Source organism: Beijerinckiaceae bacterium, from assembly GCA_004564215.1.
Classification (GTDB): Bacteria; Pseudomonadota; Alphaproteobacteria; order Rhizobiales; family Beijerinckiaceae; genus Methylocapsa.
Map to the genome: position 1 here is coordinate 2,934,012 of CP024846.1, position 12,549 is coordinate 2,946,560.

Sequence of the window (12,549 nt, forward strand, 5' to 3'; positions counted from 1 at the left end):
CTCGAATCCGAAGCCCACACTCTAAACAGGACGATAGACGGCACCGAGCGTCGCCGTACCTTCGGTACTGACCAGCCCGCGTTCGGCAAGATCCTCCAAATGTGCGAGGACCGACAAGGACGCCGCATAAGTGAGGACGGGGTCGAGGTCCTTGTAGACATTGGCCACGATCGCGCCGATCGTCTCGTCCCCGGCCTCGAGGCGAGCACGGATGGATTTTTCGCGAGTTCGGCGATGCTGCGCGAGGGCACGTATGTAGCGCTGCGGTTCGTTGACAGGACCGCCATGGCCTGGCCAATAAATCCTATCGTTACGGCCGCTGAGTTTTTCAAGCGATGCCATGTAGTCCCGCATGGTTCCGTCTGGAGGCAAGACGACCGACGTCGACCAGGCCATGACATGATCGCCGGAAAAAAGCGCCTTTTCTTGTGGCAGGGCAAAGGCGAGATGGTTCTTCGTGTGGCCGGGGGTTTCGACGCAGACCAAGGCAAAATTTGCGGTTTCGATTGCCTCGCCCTCGCGCAGAATTTTGTCCGGCGCATAGTCTTGATCGTGGGCGGCATCGACGGCGGCGCCTATTGGCCGCTGTGTGAAGTCCTGTGGAGGGCAACCGATGATCCTTGCCCCCGTTGCGGCTTTCAGCGCGCGCGCTCCAGGGGAATGATCGCGATGCGTATGTGTAACAAGGATGGCTGTCACATTTTCGTTCCGCAGGGCTGCGAGCAAGGCGGCGATATGGGCAGGACCCTCGGGGCCCGGATCGATGACAGCGACGTCGCCATTGCCGACGACATAAGTGCAGGTTCCGGTAAAGGTCATCGGGCCTGGGTTGCCGGCGACCATACGGCGGACCAACGGCGAGAGCCGTACCAATTCGCCTGGGCCGCCCAGGAATGAACGGTCGAAGGAAATCTCGCTGTCCTGCGTTTGGTCGTTCATTTTGCGTCCCGATGCGGAACATACGGCGGGCGGGAGGAACCGCGGCATTTCCTATCACATATGGCCTGCGTCCCGCGCCTGGCAGAGGCCTGCAACCGCATTTTTTCAAGGATGCCGGTTTTGAACACGCGTAGGAAAGCGAAGGAACTCCGGGGGGGGGCTTTAGTCGGTGCCGGAAAACACGCCGATTTGGGCCGGCGCCTCGCCGTCGCGATAGCGTTGCCACATGATCTCGTAAAGCCCTTCCATGTTGCGCGTATAGGCCTCGATATCGAAAAGGGGAGTGGTCAAGCGGTTCGCCGTGAGTTTGGCTTTGACAATGGCCAGCCGGTTTGGATTCGTCGCCAGTTCAAAAGCCAGTTCAAAATAGGCGTCGAGATCGGCCGCGATCAGCTCATCGAGCCCGATCGCGTGCAAGATGCTTCCGGCGACTCGGGAAGGAAAAGTATCGCCGGCGCAGGTGATGAGCGGCACGCCCGCCCAAAGAGCATCGCTTGCTGTCGTATGGGCGTTATAAGGTAAAGTATCGAGTACGAGATCGGCGAGCTGGAGCCGGCTCAAATGTTCGATTTGCGGTCTATCCTCGGCGAAGACTAGCCGGTCCGCCGTAATGCCCCGCCACAACGCCTCATTCTTCAGGTTTCCTTCGACCATATCATTCTTCAGGAGCCAAAGCACGCTGCCCGGCACTTCGATCAGGAGGCGGCACCAGATGTCGAATATTTCCGGCGTGATTTTGTAGGCCTGATTGAAGCAGCAAAAGACGAAGCCATGCGCGGGTAAACCGGTGTCAGTGCGGCTGGGAGCCGTCTTGATCCGTCCCTTGCGGCCATGGGGGTGATAGCTGTGCGGCAGATAGGCAAAGGACTCGCTGTAGTCTTTGCGGCTCGCGAGCGGGGTGAGGAAAAGATCGGTGATGATGTAATCGCAGACAGTCGTGCCGAGCGTTCCCGGATAGCCGAGAAAGTTGACCTGAACAGGGGCAGGCCCGAACATCAGGATCGCCGTCCGCGTATTATGCGTATAGCCCTTGAGGTCGACGAGGATGTCGATGCCGTCGGTATGGATCGCGCGGGCTGCGTCGATATTCGACAAGGCTTCAATATCGATGAAATGATCGAAAGTGGCTTCGAGACGAGGCCGCATTCCTTTGCTGTCATCGGCGCCATAGGAATAAGCGAACAGTTCGAACCGCGCGCGGTCATGCGCTTCAAACATTTCCACGAGAAGCAGTGAAGTGGCGTGCTCGTGGAAATCGCAGGATAGGTAGCCGATTCGGATTTTGGGCCGGCTGGCGGTGTTGAAGGTGAAAGCAAGGGCGGCGCGATCGGCTGCACAGGCGGCCTGCCGGTCTTTCATCCAGAGTTCGGAACAAGCGCGCTGTTCGGCTGCACTGATGCCGGAGAAGGCGAGCAGAAGGAAAGGCGAGACCTTTCCTGATTCTCCTCGCGCGAGTTTAGCGCGGAAGCCCTCGCGCAAATCGATGAGCCCGGCCCACTCACACATGTCGCGGCTGACAAGGTTCAGCTTCATGAAAGTTCCTGCATGGGCCGGGCTCTGCGTTCGGCGCAGAACACGGGAAGAAGCTGAACGTTGGGATAGGGCGGCGTGGGCGGCGTAAATTGTTTGATATAAGGAGCAAGCAAGATCGAGGCCGGTTAGGCACAAAGCTATTGAAAGTTGCGGCCTTTCGGCAGGGCGTGCTGGATCCCCGCAGCGGGGGAGGGGTCCCGGGTTAGCATCTGCGGTTCGCCAAAAAGGCTCGCTTGGGATTTTTCGCTCTTGTCACCGGGAGGATTTGGCCGCTTTACGGCACGGGCAAGGCCAGGGAGGCTTCCCTGAGCGTTGAGGTCGGAAAGGAGAAACGTCAAATCCTTGGCGCGCTCCATGACGACATGGATCACGCCCGCCTCGTTTTGCAGGCGTCCTGTCACCGCGATGAAACGCGCACCGATGACCGCGGGGCGGTAAATCTCTAAAATCTTCGGCCAGACAATGACATTGGCAATTCCGGTTTCGTCTTCCAATGTGAGAAAGATAATGCCTTTGGCCGAACCTGGGCGCTGGCGCACGAGAACGAGGCCGGCGACGCTGACCCGGCCGCCGGGGGGAAGGATGGCGAGCTCCTCGGCGCGGCAAATTTTATTTTGTGTTAGAGCGGGATGAGGAAAAGTGGAAACCGGTTTTCCGCCCGCATCCCGCTCTAAATTTTTGGAATCGATCACGTTCATGATTTTGGATTGAGTTAATCCAAAATCATCATGATCTAGCCTCTCGCGCACGAAGGCAACAGGATGTCCTTTCAAGGAAAGCGACAAATGGCGGTAATCCTCGATCACTTGTTCGCCGGGCGGCATGGGCGGGAGCATGGCGTCAGCTTCGAGCGGGCACCAGCTCAGAGCTTGCAATAAAGGCAGATCATCCTTGTCGCCGGCACGGTTTAATCCGCGCACGGCCCAAAGCGCCTCGCGCCGGTCGAGACCGAGCGAGCCGAACACGTCGGCTTGCGCCAGAATTTCGAGAATGCCGGGAGAAAGCCCGGTGCGCAGCCAAAGATCGCGGATCGAATCATAACCATTCTTGCGCAAGGCCACGAGCTTCTGCATGTCGGCTTCGCAAAGTCCTTTGATCTGGCGGAAACCGAGCCGGAGCCGATGCGTCGAGAGGATCTCGCTTTGCATGGAGGCATGGCGGGGATGCAATTGCCTTGCTGTTGAATCAGGCTGGCTTGTATAGGGATCGAGTGTTGCGTCCCAATCGGAGAAATTGACATCCACCTCCTCGACGGAAATGCCATGCTCGCGGGCATCGCGCACGATTTGTGCCGGAGCATAGAACCCCATCGGTTGGGCATTGAGAAGAGCGCAGGCAAAGGCATCCGGGTAGCGGCATTTCATCCAGGCCGAGGCATAGACGAGGAGAGCGAAGGAGGCCGCGTGGCTTTCCGGAAAGCCATAAGTGCCGAAGCCCTCGATCTGCTTGAAGCAGCGCAGCGCGAAATCGCGTGGATAATTGCGCGCGGCCATACCTTCCACCATCTTGTCCTGGAAGGTACTGATCGTGCCGACATGTTTGAACGTCGCCATGGAGCGGCGCAGCCGGTCGGCCTCGGCCGGGGTAAAGCCGGCGGCGACGATGGCGATCTTCATCGCTTGTTCCTGGAACAAGGGGACGCCCAGCGTCTTGCAGAGCACAGCTTCGAGTTCCTTGGAAGGATAGGAGACAGGCTCCAAACCTTGCCGGCGGCGCAGATAGGGATGCACCATGTCGCCCTGGATCGGCCCTGGCCGCACGATCGCGACTTCGATGACGAGATCGTAGAACGTGCTTGGTTTGAGGCGCGGCAGCATCGACATTTGCGCTCGGCTCTCGATCTGGAACACGCCGATCGTATCGGCGCGCGAGATCATGGCATAGACGGCGCGCTCCTCGGCGGGCAGGCGCGCCAATGTCATGTCCCTGTCGTAATATTTTTTGATGAGGTCGAAGCCCTTGCGCAGGCAGCTCAGCATGCCGAGTGCCAGCACGTCGATCTTCAAAATGCCAAGGGCGTCGAGATCGTCCTTGTCCCATTCGATGGTGGTACGGTCTTCCATCGCCGCATTGGCGATGGGCACGGTTTCATCGAGGCGCGAGCGGGTAATGACGAAGCCGCCCGTATGTTGCGAAAGATGGCGCGGAAAGCCCATGAGTTCGCTGGCGAGTTCGATTGCTTTCGCGAGCCTGGCTTCGGTCGGATCCAGACCTGCCTTGCGTGTTTCTTGTGCGTCGAGTGTCGACGAATGGCCGAAGACCGTGTTGGATAAAGCTGAAACCGCATCTTCCGAGAAACCGAACGCCTTGCCGGTTTCACGAATGGCCGAACGCATGCGGTAGGTGATGACGCTCGCCGTCAGGCCGGCCCTGGCGCGGCCGTAATGCTCATAAATATATTGCATGACTTCTTCGCGCCGTTCATGCTCGAAATCGACATCGATATCGGGAGGCTCGTTGCGCTCGGTAGAAATAAAGCGTTCAAAAAGAAGATCATGAATGGCCGGATCGACCTCGGTGATGCCGAGACAAAAGCAGAGCGTCGAATTGGCTGCCGAGCCACGGCCTTGGCATAAAATGCCGCGCGAACGGGCAAAGCGCATGATGTCGTGGACAGTCAGAAAATAGGGCGCGTAATCGAGCTCCGCGACAAGCTTCAATTCATGCGCGATCGCTTGCCGCACATGTGGCGGAACGCCGTTTGGATAGCGCTGCCTTGCCCCCTCATGGGTGAAAGCCTCCAAAGCTTCCTGCGGTGTTGCAAAGCCCTCCCGCAATTCCTCGGGATAATCGCCGCGAAGCTCATCGAGGCTGAAGTTGATGCCTTCCAGAAAATATAAGGTCTCTGCGATCGCCTCGGGGGCCTCGGCAAAGAGACGCGCCATCTCGGTCGCGTCTTTGAGATGGCGCTCGGCATTGGCCTCGAGCCGATAGCCTGCTGCGTCCAGAGTCACGCCTTCACGGATAGAGGTGAGCACATCCTGCAAGGCGCGCCGCTGCGGCGCATGCATGAGAACATCGTTGGTGGCGAGAAGCGGAAGGCCGGTCCTGCGTGCAAGAGCGCGGCGGTTCATAAGATCGCGCCGCATGTGCCGGCCATAAGTCATCGACGCCGCAAGCCAGACGTTATTTTGCGTGGCGGCACGCAGCGAGTCCAGCAACGCAAAATGTGTGTAAGACGGCTCTTTGCCTTCGGTCACGGTTTTGGGGGCATCGGTTAAATCGGAATGGATTTTTGCCGCCTGCCTGCGCGTATCCTTGGCCTCCCAGCTGCTCTTTGGCATGACGATGAGTTGCATACCTTGCGCATGCTCGATGAGGTCGCTTTGCGTGAGCAGGCACGTCCCTTTTTGCGCGCGGGCGTTGCCGCGCGTGAGGAGCCGCGTCAGGCGGGCATAGGCGGCGCGGTCCTTCGGAAAGCTCAAAATGTCGGGTGTATGATCGCAAAAGACGAGCCGGGCGCCGCTTACCACGCGAAGGCCTTTCGCGGCAGCCTTATGCTCGCGGGCGAAAACATGGGCGCGCGCAATACCGGCGAGCGAATTGCGATCGGCGATCCCGATCCCGGCAAGGCCCAGATCCAGGGCTTGGGCGACAAGCTCTTGCGGATGCGAAGCGCCGCGTAAAAACGAAAAATTCGTCGTGACGGCGAGTTCGGCATAGCGCGGGGAATCCCTTTCCGTGCCAGGCTCTCTTGTCATGTCAGCATCTCTTGTCATGCAAAGAGACCGTGCATGAACCAGCGCGGCCGCGCCGTTTCGCCGTTGAAAAGACCTTCGCGAAAGAGCCAGAACCTGTGGCCCTCGCTGTCTTCGGCGCGGAAATAATCGCGGGTCAAGGCCGTCTCGTCGTTCCACCATTCAGGTGCGATGCGCTCCGGGCCTTCGATGGCCGCGACCTCGTGCATGACGCGGCGCCAACGAAATCGCAGAGGCGGCCCGTCGGGCACGCCAGCGATGGTTTCGATCGGCTCCGGCCGCTGCAAAAGCCGGATCGGACGAGAAGGGAGCGTGCTTGCAGGTTCGGCCCCCTCCCGCGCCTCGTCCTTGGCATGCACCTTGGCGGATGGGCGGGAGATCGAGGCGGAGCTGCGCGCCGCCGCGGCGGGAACCGCGACGACCGCGAATTCCGGCACATGCGTGGCGTTGAAAGCGAGCCGGGTGACCCGCCGCAATCCCAATCTCGCGCCGAGCCGGTCGATGAGATGGACGAGATCGGCGGTATCGGCGGCATCGCTTTGGCCAATGTCGAAATTCGTTTGCTCGGGATTCTGGCGCTCGACCACAAGGGCCGCGAGGCGAATGACATCGAAGCCACAGCCGGCGTCGAAAGCATCGCCGCCGGTCTCCACATTGGCTCTTTCGATGCGTTCGTGGAACAGTCTTGCGATGGCCTTGGGTTCGCGTAACGGCCGGCTCGTGCCCACCTCAAAATGTTTCACCATGCCATCGACACGAAACAAGCTTGCCTCAAGGCGCCGCGCGCCTTCGTCATGGAGGAAGAGAAGGCTTGAGAGATCCTGTGCGAGCGACAAGAACGTAGCTTCGATGTCCTCACGTTGCGTAATGCCTTCCAGAAAGCGCCGCTCCGCCAGATAGGCCGGCGCCTCGAAACGCGGCGATATCGCGGTTTTGGAAACCCCCAAAAGCGCATCGAGCCGGGCATGCAGAAAAGGACCAAATCTTGCGGTGATCGGCGCGCGCGGCCGCAGGATGATGTCGGAGATGCGGCGCAATCCCGCCTGCGCGAGATCGGCAAGAGTTGCCGCATCGACACACAAGGCTGCGAGCGGCAGATCGCCGAGACGGCGAGCGAGTTCTTTTTGGTCAAGATTTGGCGGCAGGATTTGCAGGGCGCCATAACGTGCCAAAGCCCAGGCCGCTTCCGGCGTCGATGCAAGGCCAGCGCGGGCGCCAAAGCCCTGGTCTTTGAGCCGGTCCTCGACTTCAGCGATAAGTTTTTCTTCGCCCCCAAAAAGATGCGTTGCGCCGCTCACATCGAGCATTACGCCATCGGGCGGATCGAGCGCCACAAGGGGCGTGAAACGACGGCACCAGTCGGTCAGATTTTCGAGTGTCTGCGCTTCGGCTCTCGCATCCGCATCGATACAGACGAGGGAAGGATGCATGGCACGGGCGTCGGTGAGCGTCATGCCAGGCTTAAGACCCAAGGCCATGGCCCGCGGGTCGACGGCGGCGAGTCTTTGCGCGCTCTTGATTTTGATGACCGTCGCGAGCAGAGCATCAGGCGGTTTTCGCAAGCCTTGCGCGCGCCTCAGCCGATTGATCCGGTCGATGGCGAGAAAAGGCAGCGAGAGGGAGAGGAAACGCATCGCGGAAACATGCCTCTTCGTGATCCCAGAGAACGGCAAAAAACCTATCCCGGTCGAAGCCGACGCCGGAGGGACCGGCGCGGGCCTTGAGGATGCGGACGGACCAGGAAGCAAGGCCCGGCGGCGGCAAGCCTGGAACAGGTCCCAGGCTTGCCAGGTCCTCCTTCCGAGATCCGGGTCGTGAAAGAATCTCGAAACGGGTTTTCGCGCTGCTCGAAAACCCACGCGCGCCGGGCGCGGCCATGAGCATCAGGCCTGGCGTTCCGCTTTTTTGCGCCCCGAGAACAAGGCGGCGGGACGCAACGAGGTCATAGGCCTTTTGCGGGTTTCCGATTTCGGCGATCACGGCGGCCGCGCGGCATTTCAAGGCCTCTTCCATGGTCCAGAGGCTTTCCTTTACATGCGGCGTATGGATCAGGAGGAGGCGAGCGGGATCGATGCCATGAAGCGCGAGCCCGGGCCCATAAGGCCTGCCATTCTCCAGTCCGGCGTAATCCTCGACGATCCAAATAATGGTCGATTGGGTTTGGTCGACTTTTGCGGCAAACCGGGCAGCCAAGGCCAGGGCGAAACCACATGCCGCCGCCGCATCATTGGCACCGGCCGGCACGATCTCATGCAAGGCGCTGCGGCAAAGGCCACCCTGCAACACCCTATCGAGGCTGCAATTCTCGCCTAGAGTTACTCCTGCGGGCTCGGGAGCCCGGCGTTGAAGGAAACCGTTTCTGGAGGGGCTCAGACCACAGCCGGCTTCGATCCAGGCGATTTTCTGGCGCAAAAAATCCACTCGTTCCGAACTGCCGCTATGCGACATCGGCCGCACTCCCGGCTCGCCATAAGTTCTCTATTTGTTCTCATTGATTCCCCTTTCGGGAATAAGAGTCAAGGGGGTCGGACAAGTGGCTGATTTCGCGGCGGCAGAACAATGATACGTCGAGGATGGCCCTCGTTTCCTGTGCATCAAACGTCGCCTTTCCCGATCGAGGAGCGAAATAATCGGTGGTAGCGACGCTGCCGGATCAAGGGCTACTGAGAGTAGGCTCATGGCAAACGATGACAAGCAGCCAGGGACGAGTTTAGCGAGCGGCAGCGTCGTCTTTGTTGCCCTTCTTGCGACCGGTACGTATCTCTTTCATCGAGAAGCACCGCTCGTGGGTTCGCGTCCGGCGATGACGGAGACGAACATCGGCGAGCAAGCCGACGCGCAGACGATCGATGCCCGCTTATGGCAGGATCCTTTTGCGGCCGTTGCCAGAATTATCGAAAAACTGGGAAAGAGCGAACGCGGACAGCAATGTCTGAATAGCAGTGACAAGACTTGCAACTCACCCTTGGATTCGGAAAACGGCGAAGAGACGCTGGTGATTGGCGTCACAGTCTCGGGGGCCCCTTATTCAGAGGATGCCGAGCAACGAAGACGCACGCGCTACGCCGTGTTGGCAGGCCTCGAACGGGCCGGCTTTGTGCCTAGCGACGCACGCCACATTGGCTATTTCTGGTTTCCACAACAACCGCAGACGTTTCTCCTCCCGCAACCGGTCTTGTCGCCGGCTATTCCACCCTCGCTTCTCTTGTCGGCGGACGCCTACACGAAGTGGTATGATCCCAATAAGCTCGCCCTAACTCCCATTATGGCGCAATTGCCGCCGGTTGCGTTGTCGCGACAGTCAAAATCCTCCAAGCGAGGTCAGGACCCGGACGAGATGGCGGCAATCGAGGGTGCGTCACAATCCTTCGTTCCCTTTGAATGGTTTGAGATGCCGCAACACAACCTCTCAGTGAATCGAAGCTCTTCTCGGAGCATTCTTCTGCTGTGGTTAAAAGAAGAAAGCTTGAAAAAGCGACCTCTCCAGAAAGTTCATGAACTCAAGACTTTCCTTCACATGCGAGAGGATCAAAGGCTGAAAATCATCGGCCCCTATTCGTCGGATATTCTGCAGGGCATGGTGAGGGAAGCGTGCCTGCCCGTTTCCGGCAGGCCTGAAGAAAAATGTGCAGCTCGGGATCAAGCCTACGGTCCCGACCTGAAGGACGTAAATTTTTATGCTTATGGCGCCAGCGTACCGGACGCCCAACTCCTGGGGACAATCGCTACTTCCCCCGAAAAAAATCGGGATATTTTTGAAAATCTATTAGGCCTCCACCTGCAAAGAACCATTGCGAGTGACGACACGCTGGCCAGCGGCCTTGTAAGTGAACTCAAGCTGCGGAACGTCAAAGTCGGTCCGGATAGAAAGGACGGGGATTTGGCGCTGATTTCCGAATGGGACACTTTTTACGGCCAAACTCTTCCCAAGGCGGTCGAGGCCGGGTTCGGTAGAAATCCATGTAAAGATGGCACGGTTTGCTGGATACACAAGCTCACCTATCTGAGGGGACTCGATGGTCTAACGCCCATGACAGACGGGGCGGAAGACCGGAGGCAAGACAAATCGGCGCCGCAAGATGCAAAACCAGCTGGCGCGGCAGGTTTCTTCAAAACTCAAACCGACCTCAAAAATTTGGACCGGCCTGTCGGGCAGGGTCAATTCGATTACCTCCGGCGGATGAGCAGGGATCTGCATAAAACGGACGATGAGCTTCGTAAGAAAGGCCGCCGATTACAGGCGATCGGCATCCTCGGCAGCGACGTGTTTGACAAGCTTCTCGTGTTACGGGCGCTGCGACCCGAATTCCCGGAGGCGTTGTTTTTCACCACGGATTTTGATGAAGCCTTCACCATCGAGAGCGAACTTCCCTGGACCCGCAATCTCGTCATTGCGTCGAGTTTCGGCTCCAAACTCACCGAAGCCATCCAAGGTGGGATCCCTTCTTTCCGCAGCAGTTATCAAACCTCTGCGTTCCTTGCTACCCTGGCGGCGATCGGCAATCCGGCCAATCATTGGGCGACGCCGGAAGGCTTTTCCGATGATCTCGCCCGACAGCTCTCAATCCCCCGTATTTTTGAAATCAGCCGAACCGGAGAGGTATTGTCTTTTACCGCGGAGCAGGTGCCCGTTCAGCCCATGAATTATGACCCGCAGCCCGAAGACTGCCCGCAAGGGTCCGGCTCGTGCAATCCGCTGCCGTTGCTCGCCAAAGCGACGACCCCTAACGAGGGGCGTTCTGCCGCGGAAGGCGGGATGCATGGGCTAATGAACATTCAGCCGGACAACGAAAAGCTGTTTCCGACGTTTGAGGAGAGTGGCCGAAAAAAATTGGCCTTGGGCCTCGCGGTTGCAGCCTTCCTTGCCCTTGCCTTACTTTATTTCCGTAAAGTCCCGAAGGATGCGCGCGTCGAGGTCGGCCTCGTCGGCCTCGGTCTTGCGGCGGGTGCGCTGGCCTCCGTCTATTGGGAGCAATTCGCGGAATTTGTGACCGACAATGGCAAAGGTGAACCGATCCTTATGCTGCAAGGCGTGAGCGTTTGGCCGACCGTCTTGCTGCGAGGTCTGGGTATCATTCTCTCGTTGTATTTCATTTGGCGCGCTCAAAGCGGCCTCCACGACAACCTCCGCGAGATCGCCGATGAAATGCACCTCGAACCCGCCGATAAGCGCGGCTTTTTGAAAAAGATCCTGAGCCGCATTCTCACCCTTAAGAAAGAGATTGCTTCTTTTTGGCGGGAAAGACGCTTTTTGGGCGTCTTCTCCTATTTGCGGAAAACGATTACGAGCATTTTTGATTATTCTCTTGATGCCGATCCGGACCAGACGGATGATCGCGCAAAGGAACCTCGATCGCTCCAAGTCAAAGCGGCTTGGAAGGCTTATGTCGGGCAAGAGCGATTTTGGTCTCGCCGCTTCTGGCGCGCGCTCACCTACACTCTCGCGATGTTTATGATCTTCAGGTTTGTCATCGCGCCCATGCTAGGTCAGCCCACAATCCCCGCGCGGGGGATTCTTGCCTATAATGCTTATTGGTGGACGACGCGGCTTGACGTCATACTCATGCTGTTTTTGACTTTCTTCGTTTTCGATGCGACCTGTTTCTGCCTGCTGTTTGTCAACAAACTGCGTCGCGCGGCAACGCAATGGCCGCTCGAGACGATAAAGCTGTTCGAAAAGCGCATGCAGCTGCAACCCGAAATTGTTCATGACTGGATCGATCTGGAATTCGTAGCCAAGCGCACGCGGTGCATCGGATGGCTGATCTATTATCCGTTTGTGCTGATCGCTTTGCTGATTATTTCCCGCAGCTCGGTGTTCGCCAATTATGCCCCAAGCTCGACGATACTCGTCGCGCAGGGCATTAGTCTTTCCGTCGTCTTCGGGTGCGCCATCATGTTGTGGTGGGCAGCGACGTCCGCGCGCGAGGCCACAAAGCAAAGTCTCACGGATAAAATCATCCGTCTGCAAGGCCCCTCTGCCAAGGAACGCGATCAATCCGCATCACGCCGAGAGGCGCATTCCCTCGGAAATGATACTGGGACAAACCAAGCTCCCTGCGCGGAGGAAGGTACACTCGCCGCCGCTCATCCATTGCCGCAGCAAAAGGACATAGACGACAATCCGCGCTACGCGGAACAGTTGGAAACCTTATTGCGGCGGGTCGAGCAACTCAGGGATGGTGCCTTTGGTCCGTTTACCCAACAACCGCTTGTGAGGGCAGTGATCTTGCCGATGGGCAGTTTCGGCTGGACGGTTTTCATTGAAAACGGACTGATCCCAGGTCTTTAGGGCAGAAAGCTACAGGCATCGGTTCTGGCCTGATCTGCGCTTATCGCGGCGCCCGGAAAATTTTAGGGGAATTTCCTCCTTCGCATT

The 12,549-nt window shown here is 58.5% G+C and carries 6 protein-coding genes; 1 reads left to right on the top strand and 5 read right to left on the bottom strand.

Annotated features, from left to right (window positions below; genetic code table 11):
- Positions 1 to 21: 21 nt before the first annotated feature.
- The 5 genes from CU048_14025 to CU048_14045 form a co-directional block, all read right to left on the bottom strand.
- A complete protein-coding gene (locus CU048_14025; protein ID QBR72203.1) occupies positions 22 to 939 on the bottom strand; it encodes an MBL fold metallo-hydrolase in 918 nt (305 codons plus the stop codon).
- Between the two features lie 162 nt (positions 940 to 1,101).
- Positions 1,102 to 2,472, bottom strand: coding sequence for a UDP-N-acetylglucosamine-peptide N-acetylglucosaminyltransferase (locus CU048_14030; GenBank protein ID QBR72204.1), 1,371 nt, complete (start codon positions 2,470 to 2,472; stop codon positions 1,102 to 1,104).
- 137 nt (positions 2,473 to 2,609) lie between these two features.
- Complete coding sequence (locus tag CU048_14035; GenBank protein QBR72205.1) at positions 2,610 to 6,173, bottom strand: error-prone DNA polymerase; 3,564 nt, start codon at positions 6,171 to 6,173, stop codon at positions 2,610 to 2,612.
- 14 nt (positions 6,174 to 6,187) lie between these two features.
- Positions 6,188 to 7,804: a hypothetical protein gene (locus tag CU048_14040; protein ID QBR72206.1), complete on the bottom strand. Its 1,617-nt coding sequence runs from the start codon at positions 7,802 to 7,804 to the stop codon at positions 6,188 to 6,190.
- On the bottom strand, positions 7,716 to 8,591 hold the full coding sequence (locus CU048_14045) for a hypothetical protein (protein QBR72207.1): 876 nt from the start codon (positions 8,589 to 8,591) through the stop codon (positions 7,716 to 7,718). The genes CU048_14040 and CU048_14045 overlap by 89 nt, the downstream gene beginning before the upstream one ends.
- A gap of 382 nt (positions 8,592 to 8,973) precedes the next feature.
- Here CU048_14045 and CU048_14050 point away from each other — a divergent pair, with 382 nt between their 5' ends.
- Positions 8,974 to 12,462 (top strand): hypothetical protein, encoded by a 3,489-nt coding sequence (locus CU048_14050; protein QBR72208.1) that lies wholly within the window; start codon positions 8,974 to 8,976, stop codon positions 12,460 to 12,462.
- Positions 12,463 to 12,549: the final 87 nt, after the last annotated feature.

Coding starts and splice junctions, on each gene's coding strand:
- CU048_14025 (QBR72203.1), bottom strand. CDS start 939: ATGAACGACCAAACGCAGGACAGCGAGATTTCCTTCGACCGTTCATTC.
- CU048_14030 (QBR72204.1), bottom strand. CDS start 2,472: ATGAAGCTGAACCTTGTCAGCCGCGACATGTGTGAGTGGGCCGGGCTC.
- CU048_14035 (QBR72205.1), bottom strand. CDS start 6,173: ATGACAAGAGAGCCTGGCACGGAAAGGGATTCCCCGCGCTATGCCGAA.
- CU048_14040 (QBR72206.1), bottom strand. CDS start 7,804: ATGCGTTTCCTCTCCCTCTCGCTGCCTTTTCTCGCCATCGACCGGATC.
- CU048_14050 (QBR72208.1), top strand. CDS start 8,974: ATGACGGAGACGAACATCGGCGAGCAAGCCGACGCGCAGACGATCGAT.